A 15,786-nucleotide genomic window follows, 5' to 3' on the forward strand; every position below is an offset into this window, starting at 1 on the left:
TCATGCACGGCGAATCTCCAATCAAACGTCGCGAATCGCGCAAGATCTGGGTCGGTAACGTACCGGTTGGCGGTGATGCGCCAATTGCTGTGCAGAGCATGACCAACAGCGACACCAATGACGTCGCGGCCACCGTTGCACAGATCAATCGTCTGGAAGCAGCCGGTGTCGACATCGTGCGGGTTTCGGTGCCGGACATGGACGCTGCCGAGGCCTTCGGCAAAATCAAGCAACTGGTCAAGGTGCCGTTGGTTGCCGATATCCATTTCGACTACCGTATCGCGCTGCGTGTCGCCGAGCTGGGCGTTGACTGCCTGCGGATCAACCCGGGCAACATCGGCCGCGAAGATCGCGTGCGTGCCGTGGTCGATGCCGCCCGTGATCGCGGAATTCCGATTCGTATCGGCGTAAACGCCGGTTCCCTGGAAAAAGACCTGCAGAAAAAATACGGCGAGCCGACGCCCGCAGCACTGGTTGAGTCTGCCTTGCGCCACGTTGAACACCTCGAACGCCTGAATTTCCAGGACTTCAAGGTCAGCGTGAAAGCGTCCGATGTGTTCATGGCCGTCGAAGCCTACCGCCTGTTGGCCAAGGAAATCGTCCAGCCGTTGCACCTGGGGATCACCGAAGCGGGTGGTTTGCGTTCCGGCACAGTGAAATCTGCCGTGGGCCTCGGTATGCTGCTCGCCGAAGGGATTGGCGATACTATTCGCATCTCGTTGGCGGCTGATCCGGTCGAGGAAGTGAAAGTCGGCTACGACATTCTCAAATCCCTGCACTTGCGTTCCCGTGGCATCAACTTCATCGCCTGCCCGAGCTGCTCGCGGCAGAACTTCGATGTGGTTAAAACCATGAACGAGCTGGAAGGGCGTCTTGAAGACCTGCTGGTGCCGTTGGATGTTGCGGTCATCGGTTGCGTGGTCAACGGGCCCGGTGAAGCCAAGGAAGCCCATATCGGCTTGACCGGCGGCACGCCAAACCTGATTTACATCGACGGCAAGCCGTCGCAGAAACTGACGAATGACAATCTCGTGGATGAGCTCGAACGCTTGATCCGCGAGAAAGCGGCCGAAAAGGTCGAAGCTGACGCTGCCGTCATCGCGCGTGGCTGAGTCCGACCAAAGAGCCGAACGGAATTTAAGGATTTAATGTGAGCAAGTCTCTGCAAGCCATTCGTGGCATGAACGACATCCTGCCCGAACAGACCCCTCTGTGGCGTCACTTCGAGGGCACCGTTTCGCGTCTGCTGGATAACTACGGCTACAAGCAGATCCGCATGCCGATCGTCGAGTTCACCGAGCTGTTCAAACGCTCCATCGGTGAAGTGACCGACATTGTCGAAAAAGAGATGTACACCTTCGACGACCGTAACGGCGACTCCCTGACGCTGCGTCCGGAAGGCACGGCAGCCTGTGTGCGTGCAGTGCTCGAGCACGGCATCACCGGTGGTGGCCAGGTGCAGAAGCTGTGGTACATCGGTCCGATGTTCCGCCACGAGCGTCCGCAGAAAGGCCGTTATCGTCAGTTCCACCAGATTGGCGTCGAGGTGTTCAACCTCGATGGTCCGGACATCGATGCCGAACTGATCGTGCTCACCTGGCGCCTGTGGGGCAAGCTGGGTATCCGTGACGCGGTCAAGCTCGAGCTCAACAGCCTGGGCACCAGCGAGTCCCGTGGGCGTTATCGCGAAGCACTGGTCGAGTTCCTGTCCGCTCACCTGGACAAGCTGGACGAAGACAGCCAGCGTCGCCTCAAGACCAACCCGCTGCGCGTGCTCGATACCAAGAACGCCGAGACACAAGCGATTCTGGTCGATGCGCCGAAAATGGCCGACTACCTGGACGAAGAGTCCCGCGTGCACTTCGAGGGCCTGAAGGCTCGCCTGGACGCCGCCGGCATTCCTTACGTGATCAACCCGAAGCTGGTTCGCGGGCTGGATTACTACAGCAAGACCGTTTTCGAATGGGTCACCGACAAACTCGGCGCCCAGGGCACCGTGTGTGCGGGTGGTCGTTACGACGGCCTGGTCGAGCAGATGGGCGGCAAGCCGACTGCGGGCGTTGGTTTTGCAATGGGCATCGAGCGTCTGGTCTTGTTGCTGGAAACCCTGGAGCAGATTCCGGAAGAGATCTCCCGCCAGGTCGACGTCTACCTCTGCGCCTTCGGTGAAGCCGCCGAGCTGGCTGGCCTGGCGTTGAGCGAGCGGGTGCGTGATCAGTTGCCCAACCTGCGCCTGCAAGTGAATGCCGGTGCCGGCAGCTTTAAAAGCCAGTTCAAGAAAGCCGACAAGAGCGGTGCGCTGTATGCACTGATCCTCGGTGACGACGAGATGGCCCAGCAAGTGGTAGGTTTCAAACCCCTGCGTGGCCAGGGCGAACAACAAAGCATTGCCTGGGATGCGCTTGCTGCACACCTGGCCACCTGCATCGTGCAGGGTTGAAGCTGTCTAAACAGCCGATTTAGCGATTAAGGAGTATTGGGGTGTCGAGTACCGAAGACGAACAGCTGGCGGATTTGAAGGACTGGTGGTCACGCAACGGCAAGCCCCTGGTTACTGGTGGCCTGTTGGCGCTGGTCATCGTGTTCGGCTGGCAAGCCTTTCACAAGTATCAGAGCAATCAGTCGCAAGGCGCCTCAATGCTCTATCAGCAATTGCTGGAAACCACGCTGACGCCTGACGGCAAGCCTGATGCGGCCCGTGTCTCGGACCTGGCTGGCAAGCTCAACAGTGAATTCGGCGGTAGCGCTTACGCGCAGTACGGCAGCCTGTTCGTGGCGAAAGTCGCCGTCGACAGCGGCAAGCTGGATGACGCAGCCACCGAACTGAAAGCCATCGTTGCCAAACCGGCCAATCCGGCACTGGGCGAAATCGCCCGTCAGCGCCTGGCTCAGGTGCTGGCCGCGCAGAACAAGACCGATGAAGCCCTGAAACTGCTTGAAGGCGATGCCGACAAAGCGTTCCTGGCCACTCGTGAAGAACTCAAGGGCGACTTGCTGGTGCAGTTGGGTCGTACCGATGAAGCGTACGCGGCATATCAAAAAGCCAAGGCGGCACTGTCGGATGAAGCGGCGGTCGGTGGCCTACAAATCAAGCTGGACGACCTGGCCAAAGGGGATGCGTGACGTGATCCGTTGGAAACATGCAGCATTGCTGGCTCTGGCCTTGTTGGCCGCGGGTTGCAGCAGCAACAGCAAGAAAGAATTGCCACCGGCCGAATTGACCGACTTTAAAGAAGAAGTGGTTCTGAAAAAGCAGTGGAGCCGTTCGATCGGTGACGGTCAGGGCGAAACCTACAACATGCTGGTTCCGGCGATCGATGGCGATACCATTTATGCCGCCGATGTCACTGGTGTAGTGATTGCGATGGATCGCCACACCGGCGACGTCAAATGGAAGAAAGATCTCGAACTGCCTGTTTCCGGCGCTGTTGGCGTGGGTTACGGTCTGCTGACGATCGGTACGCTCAAGGGTGAAATCGTTGCCCTGGACGCCATCAACGGCGAAGAGAAATGGCGCGCTCGCGTGTCCAGCGAAGTGCTCGCACCGCCGGCCAACAACGGTGATGTGGTTGTGGTCCAGACTCAGGACGACCGTCTGATCGGTCTGGATGCCACAACCGGCAGCCAGCGCTGGTTGTATGACAGCACCCCGGCGGTACTGACCCTGCGTGGCACCAGTGCTCCGATCGTGACCAACCGCCTCGCGGTGGCTGGTCTGTCGACCGGTAAAGTGGTCGCTCTCGACATTTCCAACGGCGTGCCGGTTTGGGAGCAGCGTGTAGCGATCCCGCAAGGCCGTTCGGAGCTGGAGCGCGTGGTCGACATCGACGGCGGCTTGCTGTTGTCTGGCGAGACGGTTTATGTCGCGAGCTACCAGGGTCGCGTTGCGGCACTGGACCTGCAAAGCGGTCGCCAGCTATGGCAGCGTGATGCTTCCAGCTACGCCGGTGTCGCCCAGGGTTTCGGCAGCGTCTACGTGAGCCTGTCTTCGGGCACCGTTGAAGGCGTCGACGAGCGTTCCACCACAGCTTTGTGGAGCAACGATTCGCTGGCCCGCCGTCAACTGTCGGCTCCGGAAGTGTTCTCCAGCTACGTTGCAGTCGGTGACCTGGAAGGTTACCTGCACCTGCTGAGTCAGGTGGACGGTCGTTTTGTCGGCCGCGAGCGCATCGACAGCGACGGCCTGCGTGCCCGTCCGCTGGTGGTGGGTGACACGATTTATGTGTATGGCAACAGCGGCAAACTGGAAGCCCTGACCATTAAGTAAAGGTTTGACTATGCTTGGGGTTAACCCCCCAGGCTGCTTCACTTGTAGGAGCGAGCCTGCTCGCGATGGACGTCAACGATTACGTTTGCTGTCTGAAAAACGCGGTTTTTTTGCGTTTTTCGCGAACAGTCCGCTCCTACAGTGATTGCCCCGAGCACCAGCCGCTGCCTCGCAGCGGCTTTTGTATTTTCTGAAATAACGAAGTGGAGAGCCGCATGGTTCCCGTAATCGCCCTGGTGGGCCGACCGAACGTCGGCAAGTCCACCTTGTTCAACCGCCTGACCAGGACTCGCGACGCCATTGTCGGCGACTTGTCCGGTCTGACCCGTGATCGCCAATACGGTGAGGCCAAGTGGCAAGGGCGTTCCTACATTCTGGTCGACACCGGCGGTATCTCCGGTGACGAGCATGGTATGGACGAAAAAATGGCCGAGCAGTCGCTGCTGGCCATCGAAGAAGCGGATGTTGTGTTGTTTCTGGTAGATGCCAAGGCCGGTTTTACCGCCGCCGACCAGATGATCGCCGAGCATTTGCGCAAACGTAACAAGCGTTCCTACGTGGTTGCCAACAAGGTCGACAACATCGACCCTGAAATGGCCCGCGCCGAATTCGCTCCGTTGGGCATGGGCCACGCGATTCCAATCGCGGGAGCTCACGGCCGAGGCATCACCCAGATGCTGGAAATCGCCCTGAGCGAATTCCCGAAAGACGAAGAAGAGCCGGAAGAAGGCGAGGAAGAGGAAGTCGCCGAGGGCGAAGAAGCCAAGCGCATTCCTGGTCCGAGCGAAAAAGACGGGATCAAGATCGCGATCATCGGTCGCCCGAACGTGGGCAAGTCGACCTTGGTCAACCGCATGCTCGGTGAAGACCGGGTCATTGTCTATGACCAGCCCGGCACCACTCGCGACAGTATCTACATCCCGTTCGAGCGTAACGACGAGAAGTACACGCTGATCGACACCGCCGGTGTGCGCAAGCGCGGCAAGATCCACGAAGAAGTCGAAAAGTTCTCCGTGGTCAAAACCCTGCAAGCGATCAAAGACGCCAACGTGGTGATCTTCGTGATGGACGCCCGTGAGGGCGTGGTCGATCACGACCTCAACCTGCTGGGCTTCGCCATTGAGTCGGGTCGTGCACTGGTCATCGCGATCAACAAGTGGGACGGCATGACCCCGAGCGAACGCGACTTCGTGAAGGTCGAGTTGCAACGTCGACTGTTCTTCGTTGACTACGCCGACATCCACTTCATCTCGGCGCTGCACGGCACCGGCGTGGGCAACCTCTACGCGTCGGTACAGAACTCGTTCAAGTCTGCGGTCACCCGCTGGCCAACCAACCGCCTGACCCAGATTCTGGAAGACGCGGTCGGTGAGCATGCGCCACCGATGGTAAACAACCGTCGGATCAAGCTGCGTTATGCCCACCTGGGTGGCGCGAACCCGCCGATCATCGTGATTCACGGTAACCAGATCGAAAAGGTGCCGAAGTCCTACGTCCGTTACCTGGAAAACACTTACCGTCGTGTGCTCAAGCTGGTCGGTACGCCGATCCGCATCGAGTTCAAGGGCGGCGAGAACCCGTACGAAGGTAACAAGAACTCGCTCACCGACCGTCAGGTCAACAAGAAGCGTCGTTTGATGTCGCACCACAAGAAAGCCGACAAGAAGCGCCGCGACAAGCGCTAAGGCAGCCCTGAGTTACACGCTGCAAGCTTCAAGTCAAAACCAAAAAGGGGCCTGTTAAGGGCCCTTTTTTGTGCCTGATGGTTTGAGGCTTGACCGCTTGCGGCTTGTCGCTTGAAACTTGCAGCTCACCTGCAGGGGCCCACCGATGATCACCAGTAAGCTGCCGAATGTCGGCATCACTATTTTCACTCAGATGTCTCAGCTCGCGGCGCAGACCGGGGCGCTCAACCTGTCCCAGGGTTTTCCCGATTTCGATGCTCCACGAGCCCTGTGCGACGCGGTTGGTCGGCATATTGCCAATGGCCACAACCAGTATTCGCCAATGACGGGCCTGCCGGTGCTGCGTCAGCAGATTGCTGCCAAAATTGCTCGCAGCTATGGCGTTCAGGTGGATGTCGATAGCGAAGTGACCGTCACTCCCGGCGCGACCCAGGCCATTTTCTGCGCCATCCAGGCGGTTATCCACAGCGGTGACGAAGTCATCGTGTTCGATCCGGCGTATGACAGTTACGAGCCTTCGGTTGAGTTGGCGGGTGGCCGTTGTGTTCACGTACAGTTGGGGCTGAACGATTTCAGCATCGACTTCGACAAGCTCGCCGCTGCGCTGAGCCCGCGTACGCGAATGATCATTCTCAATACCCCGCACAACCCCAGCGGTGCCTTGATCAGCCGCGCCGAGCTGGATCAGTTGGCGGCGTTGATCCGTGATCGCGACATCTACCTCGTCAGCGACGAGGTCTACGAACACCTTGTGTACGACGGCGTGCCACACGTCAGCGTGCTGGCCCATGAAGAGCTGTATCAGCGTGCATTCGTGGTCAGTTCCTTCGGCAAGACTTATCACGTCACCGGCTGGAAAACCGGTTATGTCGTCGCGCCGCCGGTCCTGACTGCAGAGCTGCGCAAGGTGCATCAGTACGTCAGTTTCTGCGGTGTTACGCCACTGCAATACGCCTTGGCCGATTACATGGCCGAGCATCCGGAGCACATCGAAGAACTGCCGGGTTTCTATCAGGCCAAGCGTGATTTGTTCTGCGATTTGCTCGAACCGTCGCGTTTCAGTTTCACCCGGGTGACCGGCACTTATTTCCAGCTGGTCGATTACTCGCAGATCCGCCCGGACCTCAATGACGTCGAAATGGCCCTGTGGATGACTCGCGAGCATGGCGTGGCAAGTATTCCGATCTCGGTGTTCTACCAGACGCCACCCGAAGGCCAGCGCCTGGTGCGACTGTGCTTTGCCAAACGTGAGGAGACCCTGCGTGAAGCAGCGGAAAAACTATGCGTGATCTGAGTGTGCTTGCGAATCTGAACATCGCACTGATCCAGACTTCCCTGGCCTGGCATGACCGCAAGGCCAACCTGGAGCATTTCGAATCGTTACTGGAACAGGCCCAAGGCGCTGACCTGATTATCCTGCCAGAGATGTTCACCACCGGATTCTCGATGGAATCCGAGACCCTCGCTGAAGCGGAAAACGGCCCCACCAGCAAATGGCTGCGGGCTCAGGCGGCTAAGTTCGACGCGGTGATCACGGGCAGCGTCATCATTCATGCGGCCGATGGCAGCCATCGCAATCGTCTGTTGTGGGCGCGGCCGGACGGTGAGGTGTTGCACTATGACAAGCGCCACCTGTTCCGCATGGCGGGCGAGCATCACCACTACACCCCCGGCGAGCGTCAGGTGCAGTTCGAACTCAAGGGCTGGCGCGTGCGGCCGTTGATTTGCTACGACCTGCGCTTCCCGGTGTGGAGCCGCGATGCCCAGGACACTGACCTGTTGCTATACACCGCCAACTGGCCGGGTGCACGACGCCAGCACTGGAACCGCTTGCTTCCGGCGCGGGCCATCGAAAACCTGTGCTACGTGGCGGCGGTGAACCGTGTCGGTACGGACGGCAAAGGCTTCGCGTATACCGGTGACAGCCAGGTGCTGGATTTCCAGGGTGAGACACTGCTCAGTGCCGGTGAGGCTGACGGGGTGTTCAAGGTGGTACTGGATGCGGCGGAACTGGCGGCGTATCGCACGCGGTTTCCGGCGAATCTGGATGCGGATACTTTCGAGTTCACCTGAGTTCGTCGTCGCCTGACCTGGCCTCTTCGCGGGCAAGCCCGCTCCCACAGGGTATGTGGGTGTAATCAAAATTTGAGTTCACAACGGTCAACTGTGGGAGCGGGCTTGCCCGCGAAGGGGCCGGTTCAGACAGCACAAAACCAGCAGGCAAAAAAAGGCCCCGAGGTTCGCACCCCGGGGCCTTTTACATGACAGCGTAGGCTTACGCCGCTTTCGCTTCCGGCTGGCTCAGGGAGCGGTTCAGCGCGCTGAACAGGGCCTTGAAGCTGGCGGTGGTGATGTTTTCGTCGATGCCGACGCCATGCACCGCACGCTCGCCATTCACCCGCAGTTCAATGTAGGCGGCTGCCTTGGCATTGGTGCCCGCGCCGATGGCGTGTTCGTTGTAGTCCATGATTTCCACGGGTACTGGCAAACCGGCCACCAGGGCTTCCAGGGCGCCATTGCCCTTGCCGCGCCAATGCAGGTTGGTTTCGCCCTGGCCTTGGCTCGCGACTTCCACTTCGACGGCGCTGTGGCCGTTTTCTTCCTGCAGGCGATGGCTAACCAGCGCGTACGGGGTATTGGCTTGCAAGTACTCGCTGTGCAGCAGGGCGTGGATTTGCTGGGCCGTCATTTCCAGGCCCAGGCGATCGGTCTCACGCTGCACGACCTGGCTGAACTCGATCTGCATGCGACGCGGCAGGCTGATGCCGTATTCCTGTTCCAGCAGGTAGGCGATACCGCCCTTGCCCGACTGGCTGTTGACGCGGATAACCGCTTCGTAGCTGCGGCCGATGTCGGCCGGGTCGATCGGCAAGTACGGTACTTCCCACAGGGCGTCCGGTTTCTGCTGGGCGAAGCCCTTGCGGATGGCATCCTGGTGGGAGCCGGAGAACGCCGTGTGGACCAGGTCGCCGACGTACGGGTGACGTGGGTGCACCTGGATCTGGTTGCATTCTTCGACGACTTTGCGCACGCCATCGATGTCGGAGAAGTCCAGTTGAGGGTCCAGACCCTGGGTGTACATGTTCAGGGCGACGGTCACCAGGTCAACGTTACCGGTGCGCTCGCCGTTGCCGAACAGGCAGCCTTCGACGCGGTCGGCGCCGGCCATCAGGCCCAGTTCGGTGGCGGCCACGCCGGTGCCACGGTCGTTGTGGGTGTGCAGGCTGATGATCACGCTGTCACGACGGTTGATGTGACGGCCGAACCATTCGATCTGGTCGGCATAGATATTCGGGGTCGCGCATTCCACGGTGGCCGGCAGATTGAGGATCATCTTGTGCTCGGGCGTCGGGTTCCAGACTTCGATCACCGCGTCGCAGACTTCCTTGGCGAACTCCAGTTCGGTGGCGCTGAAGGTTTCTGGCGAGTATTCGAAGGTCCACTCGGTGTCCGGCTGCATGGCCGCGTATTTGACGAACAGCTTGGCGGCGTTCACGGCGATGGCCTTGACTCCGTCCTTGTCCTGATTGAAGACAATCCGGCGGAAGGAAGGGGAGGTCGCGTTGTACAGGTGAACGATGGCTTTCTTCGCCCCGCGCAGGGATTCGAAGGTTCGCTCGATCAGGTCTTCACGGCCCTGGGTCAGCACCTGGATGGTGGTGTCGTCCGGGATGTGGTTGCCTTCGATCAGGGTGCGCACGAAGTCGAAGTCGGTTTGCGAAGCGGCCGGGAACGATGCTTCGATTTCTTTCACGCCCACCTGCACCAGGGTTTTCCAGAAGCGCAGCTTCTTGACGGCGTCCATCGGCTCGATCAGCGACTGGTTGCCGTCACGCAGGTCGGAACTGCACCAGATCGGCGCGGCAGTGATGGTTTTCGACGGCCAGGTACGGTCCGGGATGTCGATGGTCGGGAACGCGCGGTATTTCGAAGACGGGTCTTTGAGCATGCTCATTGGAGTAATCCTTATTGTGTGGGCCGAAAAAAGGCGGCCAGCCGGTGGATCAAATATTTTGGGGGTAAGGCGTGAGACGAGGCACCGCGATCAGCCCGGCAGTCGTGCACTGACAAGGCACAGGCTGCGGTGCTGGCGAAGCTGAATGAGGGTGTGAGGAGTTTTCATGCCTTCAACCCTAACCGCGGGGGAGAAAGATGGCAAGCAGTCGAAAAAAATTGAGAGGAATACTCGTGTCTATGTATTTATCGAGATTTTATTGTGCTGAATGGTGCTGTTTGTTCAGTTGCTTGCGCAGGGTTTGAGTGATGCGCAATCGAGGATTTTGGCATCGGGCCGTGCCCGTGCAGCTATGCTTATGGCCTCGACTGACAAGCAGGAGTCGGCGATGAACGAGTCCGATTGGAAGCTCTATTGCGTGCTGCGTCCGGTCGCCCATGAGCGGATGTGCGTGCGGATCATGGCGGATGTCGAAAAGACAGTGCTGGATAAAAACCTCTCACCTTATGAGCGGATAGAGGCGAGCGAGGAATTGCTCCAGGCCGGTCAAAAGGAGTTGTACTGGGCGTTTGGGGTGTTCAGGTTTTCGCGGCATGAAGCGCGTTCTCACTTGCTCGGGCTATGCGCCCGTGAGCTGGTCACGGCTGAAGAGCTGACCGGGTTCTCGGAGGAAACCCGGGAATGGATCAAGCACTGCCTGGCCGACCGGGAAGCCCACGGGATAGAGGACCTGGACGCTGAGTAAGCGGCGCCGGTGATGCCGTCATCGCGAGCGGACCGGCTGCACCGCTGCCAGCTTAAGGCTGAAACGCCCCGATGAAAATTGCCGGATCTACCCGCGCGTCGTTCAGGCTGACGTTCCAGTGCATATGCGGCCCGGTCGCCCGACCGGTCGAGCCGACCTTGCCGACCACATCACCACGCGCCAATGGCTGACCGACCTTCACATCGATTTTCGACATGTGGCAGAACATGCTGATGAAGCCTTGGCCATGGTCGACAAACACGGTGTTGCCGTTGAAGAAGTAATTGCCGATCAGAATCACCTTGCCAGCGGCCGGGGTTTTGATCGGTGTACCAGCCGGCACCGCGAAGTCCAGGCCTGCGTGGGGATTGCGCTCTTCACCATTGAAAAAACGGCGCACCCCGAACTTGCTCGACAGCGGCCCGTTGACCGGTTTGTCCAACAGCAGGTTGCTGGGGGTATTCGGGCTGAACGTGCGATAGGCGGCAATCTGCTCTGCCAGCTCGCGTTCTATGCGCTTGAGATTCTCCGGGTCAGGGTTGACCTGCTGCGTGTTCTTCAAGGTGATGCGTTGTTCCGGGTATTTTTTCTGGCCCACGGTGAAGCTCAGCGTACGGCCGCCGCTGCTGATGGACTGGGCGCCCGGTTTAACAGTCAGCGGTACGCCGACGATGGCCAGCCAATTGTTCTGCTCCTTGACCACCAGTACCGGTTTGCCCTGATAGCTGGCTTTCGGCGCTTGCGCTGAGGTGCCCAGATCCACCACCGCGACGCCGCCCGGCACCGGTTTGTTCAACAGGCGGGTGATATAGCTGTCGGCGTGGGCGTTCAGGGTCAGGCACATCAATAGCAGAGAAGCTAAAAGGCGCGGCATGGATCAATCCAGTAATGAAAGGGTGACAGGCGTCAGGTGATTGTCTTCAACCCGCACTTGCAGTTCGCCTTCGCCCAGTTTGGCTTTCAGACGTTGACCGTTATGGGTTTGCGCGGCGTTGCGAATCGCGTTGCCGCGCTCGTCGAGCAAAATGCTGTAACCGCGGCCCAGCGTCGCCAGGGGGCTGACCACATGCAGTGTCTGCATTTGGCTTTGCAACTGCAGGCGACGGTTTTTCAGCCCCTCGCGGATGGCGCGGGGCAGGCGTTCGGCGAGACTGTCGAGGCGCTGGCGCAACAACGCCAGTTGCCGACCGGGATGTTGCCCGGCCAGGCGGGTTTCCAGGCGGATCAGCCGTTCACGGCGAGTGTTGAGGCTGCGTTCAAAGGCGCGGCGCATGCGCATGTCCAGATCATCCAGGCGTTGCGCTTGCTGGCGCAGGCGCTCACCCGGATGGCGCAGTCGCCGGGAGATCCCTTCCAGACGCAGGCGGTCGCGCATCAAACGGTCGCGCATGCGCATCACCAACCGTCGGTGCAGGCTTTCGACCCGGCGGACCAGATCGCTGGAGTCCGGTGCGAGCAATTCAGCGGCGGCGGATGGGGTCGGGGCGCGAACGTCGGCGACGAAGTCACTGATCGACACATCGGTTTCATGGCCGACGGCGCTGACGATCGGCGTTACGCAGGCATCGACCGCGCGGGCCACTGCTTCTTCGTTGAAGCACCAGAGGTCTTCCAGCGAGCCGCCACCTCGGGCCAGGATCAAGGCGTCGAAGCCGCGGGCATCGGCCAGTTTCAGCGCGCGAACAATTTGCGCGGTGGCTTCGCGGCCCTGAACGGCCGTAGGGATCAGCGTCAGTTGTATCTGAGGTGCGCGACGGCGGAACACGCTGATGATGTCGCGGATCACCGCGCCGGTGGGTGAACTGATGATGCCGATCCGTTGTGGATGGGCCGGCAGCGGTACCTTGCGCTCGGCACTGAACAGGCCTTCGGCGCTGAGTTTTTCCTTCAGTGCATCGAAGGCCAGCCGCAACGCGCCATCGCCCGCAGGTTCCACGGTGTCGAGGATCAGTTGGTAGTCCCCGCGCCCCTCGAACAGCGAGACCTTGCCGCGTACCTTGACCGCCAGGCCATCCTTCAATGCTTGTCGCACTCGCGCAGCGTTCTGCCGGAACAGTGCGCAACGCACCTGGGCGCCGCTGTCCTTGAGCGTGAAGTACACGTGGCCGGATGCCGGACGGGCCAGGTTGGAGATTTCGCCTTCGACCCAGATGTTGCTGAACACGTCTTCGAGCAACACCCGTGCACGGCCGTTGAGCTGGCTGACGGTCAGGACTTCACGGTCCAGGCCAAGTCTTGCAAAGGGATCTTTAATCATGGGGCGCATGATAAAGGCATTCGGTGACCAATCTCTATGACCCCGCACAAATCAGTTGTTGGAGGCTGTTTGTGGAGTGAGCTGGCTCGCGAAAGCAGTCCGGCAGGCGATATCGTCGGTGAAAATCAAGACGCCATCGCGAGCAGGCACGCTTCCACACAGGCGCGCTTGGCGCAGGTTGTTCAATCGTTGTACTGGCTCAGCAACCGTTCCATCCGCGCATTCAAGCGGCGTTTGATTTCGGTTTCGATGTGCGGCGCGAAGTCGTCGATCACGTCCTGCATGATCAATTGCGCGGCGGCACGCAGTTCGCTGTCGAGGTACAGCAGGGCGTCGGCGCCCTTGCTGGCGCTCGGTGCCGGCTCGGCGGCTGGCGCGGGCGCTTTCGGTTCGACGGTCGGCGCGGGGGCGCTGACGGTATCGAACAGCATCGGAATCTGTTCCTGTTCACCTTCTTCGACCGTGTCGGTCAGCAGCGGTGGTTGCAGGTTGTCATCGCCGAGCAGTTGGCGGATCGACTCAAGGTCGTCCAGCAGGTGCACGGACTTTTGCAGCGGTTTTGGAGTGTCCATCGGAATGCTCAGAGTCGCTGTAAACGGTGATCTTGCAGAGGATAGCCCTGTTCGCGGTAGAAACGGAAACTCTCCCGCGCGGCCTGGCGTATCACCGGGTCTTCCACCACCACTTCTGCCACGCGGGCAAAGCGCTGGGCAAAGGCCGGCACTTTCAGGTCGAGATTGACCAGCAGATCCTGGTGCTGACCGCAGTCTTCGCCAAGACCCAGGACGATCAGGCTGTCCGGTTCGCTTTCGGCAGGGCCGTGGGGCACGAAACTCTCGCCTTTGAACGCCCATAAGCGTGCGTCGAGATCGTCGCGTTGGGAGGCGTCGCTGCAATGCAGGTAGATGCGGTGCCCCATGCGCCAGGCTTTCTCAGTGAGCTTGCAGGCGAAATCCAGGCGTGCCGAAGGATCGGCGCTGGGCAGGATATAGAAGTCGACTTTGGTCATTGCGGTTCCTGAGCCGGGGCGGCGTCACTGGCAAGCAACGCCGCCCGGGATCATCGGTTTCAGGCTTTGGCGCGGTCCAGCAGGTATTGGGTCAACAGGGGAACCGGACGGCCAGTGGCGCCCTTGTCCTTGCCGCCGCTGGTCCAGGCAGTGCCGGCGATGTCCAGGTGCGCCCAGTTCAGGTTTTTGGTGAAGCGCGACAGGAAGCAGGCTGCGGTGATGGTGCCGGCTTTCGGGCCGCCGATGTTGGCGATGTCGGCGAACGGGCTGTCGAGTTGCTCCTGGTACTCATCGAACAGCGGCAGTTGCCAGGCGCGGTCGTCGGCAGCCTTGCCGGCGCTGAGCAGTTGGCCGATCAGTTCATCGTTGTTGCCCAGCAGGCCCGAGGTGTGGGAGCCCAGGGCAACCACGCAGGCACCGGTCAGGGTGGCGATGTCGATGACGGCTTGCGGCTTGAAGCGCTCGGAGTAGGTCAGGGCATCGCACAGCACCAGACGGCCTTCGGCGTCGGTGTTGAGGATTTCCACGGTCTGGCCGCTCATGGTGGTGACGATGTCGCCCGGGCGAGAAGCGTTGCCGCTCGGCATGTTCTCGGCGCATGCCAGGATGCACACCAGGTTGATTGGCAATTTCAGCTCGAGCACGGCACGCAGGGTGCCGAACACGCTGGCAGAGCCGCCCATGTCGTATTTCATTTCGTCCATGCCGGCGCCTGGCTTGAGGCTGATACCGCCGGTGTCGAAGGTGATGCCTTTGCCGACCAGGGCGTAGGGCTTCTCGGATTTCTTGCCGCCGTTGTATTGCATGACGATCAGGCGCGGCGGTTGGGCGCTGCCCTGGCCAACGGCATAGAACGAGCCCATGCCCAGTGCCTTGATCTTCTTCTCGTCGAAGACTTCGACTTTCAGGTCCTTGAACTCTTTTCCGAGGTTTTTCGCTTGTTCACCGAGGAACGTCGGGTGGCAGATGTTTGGCGGCAAGTTGCCCAGGTCGCGAGTGAAGGCCATGCCGTTGGCAATGGCGGTGGCGTGGGTCACGGCGCGTTGCACTTCAGCCTGGGCGGCCTTGATGGTCAGCAGGGTGACTTTCTTCAGGGCGCGTGGTTCGGCTTTCTGGCTCTTGAACTGATCGAACTGGTATTCACCGTCCACCAGGGTTTCGGCCAGCAGGCGGGTCTTGCCGTAGCTGTCGCGGCCCTTGACCACGATTTCGTCCAGGGCCAGGACCGCATCACTGCCGGCCAGGCCTTTGAGGGTATTGAGTACGCCGGCGATGATTTTGCGGAACGGGCGGTCGCCCAGTTCTTCATCTTTACCCACGCCCACCAGCAGCACGCGCTCGGCCTTGAGGTTGGGCAGGCTGTGCAGCAGCAGGCTCTGCCCGACCTTGCCGGCCAGGTCGCCACGCTTGAGCACGGCGCTGATCGCACCGCCGCTGAGTTCGTCGAGTTGTTTGGCGGCGACGCCGAGTTTGCGGCCTTCACCGACGGCGACCACCAACGTGGCGGTTTTCAACGTTTCCGGGTTAACGCTCTTTACAACCAGTTCCATGTCCGGGTCCCTGAATTGATGGTCAACTCGCAAGCGCTCGACACCGAATGTGCGTCGCCTGCCTGCATCTAAATAGAAAGTAATAGAAAGGCGCCAGTACCGACCGGCGACGAAGGCCGCAGTTTGAACCTCGCTAGCGGCGCCTGACAACCCTCGGTTGTACGATTGTCGGAGCGAGCCTGCTCGCGAAGAACTTGAGGCCGCGGCGGGGTTTCAGGCTTCGCGAGAGATGGACGTCGCCCTTCGCGAGCACGCTCGGTCCTACAGGCGCTTCCATGCATTGCGCAGTGACAGGCGCACCCAATCACAGGATAATGC

General features: G+C 60.3%; 14 protein-coding genes. 8 read left to right on the plus strand and 6 right to left on the minus strand.

Going from position 1 to position 15,786, the window contains the following annotated elements:
- Window positions 1–2: 2 nt before the first annotated feature.
- The 7 genes from ispG to GQ39_RS30275 all read left to right on the plus strand — a co-directional run bounded on the left by ispG (window position 3) and on the right by GQ39_RS30275 (window position 8,025).
- Window positions 3–1,112 (plus strand): flavodoxin-dependent (E)-4-hydroxy-3-methylbut-2-enyl-diphosphate synthase, encoded by a 1,110-nt coding sequence (ispG, locus tag GQ39_RS30245; protein WP_020795607.1) that lies wholly within the window; start codon window positions 3–5, stop codon window positions 1,110–1,112.
- A 38-nt stretch (window positions 1,113–1,150) separates the two neighbouring features.
- Complete coding sequence (hisS, locus tag GQ39_RS30250; RefSeq protein WP_047538101.1) at window positions 1,151–2,440, plus strand: histidine--tRNA ligase; 1,290 nt, start codon at window positions 1,151–1,153, stop codon at window positions 2,438–2,440.
- A gap of 41 nt (window positions 2,441–2,481) precedes the next feature.
- Window positions 2,482–3,123, plus strand: a complete 642-nt coding sequence (locus GQ39_RS30255) for a tetratricopeptide repeat protein (RefSeq protein ID WP_047538102.1) — start codon at window positions 2,482–2,484, stop codon at window positions 3,121–3,123.
- The gene (bamB, locus tag GQ39_RS30260) at window positions 3,116–4,267 is read left to right on the plus strand and encodes an outer membrane protein assembly factor BamB (protein WP_047538105.1); all 1,152 of its coding nucleotides are present in this window, start codon (window positions 3,116–3,118) and stop codon (window positions 4,265–4,267) included. The genes GQ39_RS30255 and bamB overlap by 8 nt, the downstream gene beginning before the upstream one ends.
- Before the next feature lie 215 nt (window positions 4,268–4,482).
- A complete protein-coding gene (gene der, locus GQ39_RS30265) occupies window positions 4,483–5,952 on the plus strand; it encodes a ribosome biogenesis GTPase Der (protein WP_047538108.1) in 1,470 nt (489 codons plus the stop codon).
- Window positions 5,953–6,097: 145 nt separating this feature from the next.
- Window positions 6,098–7,246, plus strand: a complete 1,149-nt coding sequence (locus GQ39_RS30270; RefSeq protein ID WP_047539334.1) for a pyridoxal phosphate-dependent aminotransferase — start codon at window positions 6,098–6,100, stop codon at window positions 7,244–7,246.
- The gene (locus GQ39_RS30275) at window positions 7,234–8,025 is read left to right on the plus strand and encodes an amidohydrolase (protein ID WP_047538111.1); all 792 of its coding nucleotides are present in this window, start codon (window positions 7,234–7,236) and stop codon (window positions 8,023–8,025) included. Before GQ39_RS30270 ends, GQ39_RS30275 begins: the two co-directional genes overlap by 13 nt.
- 202 nt (window positions 8,026–8,227) lie before the next feature.
- Here the strand turns inward: GQ39_RS30275 and leuA are convergent, their stop codons facing one another.
- A complete protein-coding gene (gene leuA, locus GQ39_RS30280) occupies window positions 8,228–9,907 on the minus strand; it encodes a 2-isopropylmalate synthase (protein ID WP_047538113.1) in 1,680 nt (559 codons plus the stop codon).
- Between the two features lie 388 nt (window positions 9,908–10,295).
- Here leuA and GQ39_RS30285 point away from each other — a divergent pair, with 388 nt between their 5' ends.
- Window positions 10,296–10,652: a hypothetical protein gene (locus GQ39_RS30285; RefSeq protein ID WP_047539337.1), complete on the plus strand. Its 357-nt coding sequence runs from the start codon at window positions 10,296–10,298 to the stop codon at window positions 10,650–10,652.
- Window positions 10,653–10,704: 52 nt separating this feature from the next.
- Here GQ39_RS30285 and GQ39_RS30290 read toward each other — a convergent pair whose 3' ends face one another.
- The 5 genes from GQ39_RS30290 to GQ39_RS30310 all read right to left on the minus strand — a co-directional run bounded on the left by GQ39_RS30290 (window position 10,705) and on the right by GQ39_RS30310 (window position 15,468).
- Complete coding sequence (locus tag GQ39_RS30290; RefSeq protein WP_047538116.1) at window positions 10,705–11,526, minus strand: M23 family metallopeptidase; 822 nt, start codon at window positions 11,524–11,526, stop codon at window positions 10,705–10,707.
- 3 nt (window positions 11,527–11,529) lie between these two features.
- A complete protein-coding gene (xseA, locus tag GQ39_RS30295; RefSeq protein WP_047538118.1) occupies window positions 11,530–12,909 on the minus strand; it encodes an exodeoxyribonuclease VII large subunit in 1,380 nt (459 codons plus the stop codon).
- Window positions 12,910–13,091: 182 nt separating this feature from the next.
- Complete coding sequence (locus GQ39_RS30300; RefSeq protein ID WP_047538121.1) at window positions 13,092–13,481, minus strand: hypothetical protein; 390 nt, start codon at window positions 13,479–13,481, stop codon at window positions 13,092–13,094.
- Between the two features lie 8 nt (window positions 13,482–13,489).
- Window positions 13,490–13,918: a DNA polymerase III subunit chi gene (locus GQ39_RS30305; RefSeq protein WP_047538122.1), complete on the minus strand. Its 429-nt coding sequence runs from the start codon at window positions 13,916–13,918 to the stop codon at window positions 13,490–13,492.
- A 59-nt stretch (window positions 13,919–13,977) separates the two neighbouring features.
- Window positions 13,978–15,468 (minus strand): leucyl aminopeptidase, encoded by a 1,491-nt coding sequence (locus GQ39_RS30310; RefSeq protein ID WP_047538123.1) that lies wholly within the window; start codon window positions 15,466–15,468, stop codon window positions 13,978–13,980.
- Window positions 15,469–15,786 lie beyond the last annotated feature (318 nt).

This window comes from Pseudomonas sp. 11/12A, from assembly GCF_000800055.1.
In the GTDB taxonomy this organism is placed as follows: domain Bacteria; phylum Pseudomonadota; class Gammaproteobacteria; order Pseudomonadales; family Pseudomonadaceae; genus Aquipseudomonas; species Aquipseudomonas mohnii.

Bases quoted from the DNA above. Each gene is read 5' to 3' on its own strand.
- ispG (WP_020795607.1), top strand. From the start codon at position 3: ATGCACGGCGAATCTCCAATCAAACGTCGCGAATCGCGCAAGATCTGG.
- GQ39_RS30270 (WP_047539334.1), top strand. From the start codon at position 6,098: ATGATCACCAGTAAGCTGCCGAATGTCGGCATCACTATTTTCACTCAG.
- leuA (WP_047538113.1), bottom strand. From the start codon at position 9,907: ATGAGCATGCTCAAAGACCCGTCTTCGAAATACCGCGCGTTCCCGACC.
- GQ39_RS30290 (WP_047538116.1), bottom strand. From the start codon at position 11,526: ATGCCGCGCCTTTTAGCTTCTCTGCTATTGATGTGCCTGACCCTGAAC.
- xseA (WP_047538118.1), bottom strand. From the start codon at position 12,909: ATGATTAAAGATCCCTTTGCAAGACTTGGCCTGGACCGTGAAGTCCTG.
- bamB (WP_047538105.1), top strand. From the start codon at position 3,116: ATGCGTGACGTGATCCGTTGGAAACATGCAGCATTGCTGGCTCTGGCC.
- GQ39_RS30300 (WP_047538121.1), bottom strand. From the start codon at position 13,481: ATGGACACTCCAAAACCGCTGCAAAAGTCCGTGCACCTGCTGGACGAC.
- GQ39_RS30305 (WP_047538122.1), bottom strand. From the start codon at position 13,918: ATGACCAAAGTCGACTTCTATATCCTGCCCAGCGCCGATCCTTCGGCA.
- GQ39_RS30310 (WP_047538123.1), bottom strand. From the start codon at position 15,468: ATGGAACTGGTTGTAAAGAGCGTTAACCCGGAAACGTTGAAAACCGCC.
- GQ39_RS30285 (WP_047539337.1), top strand. From the start codon at position 10,296: ATGAACGAGTCCGATTGGAAGCTCTATTGCGTGCTGCGTCCGGTCGCC.
- GQ39_RS30275 (WP_047538111.1), top strand. From the start codon at position 7,234: ATGCGTGATCTGAGTGTGCTTGCGAATCTGAACATCGCACTGATCCAG.
- der (WP_047538108.1), top strand. From the start codon at position 4,483: ATGGTTCCCGTAATCGCCCTGGTGGGCCGACCGAACGTCGGCAAGTCC.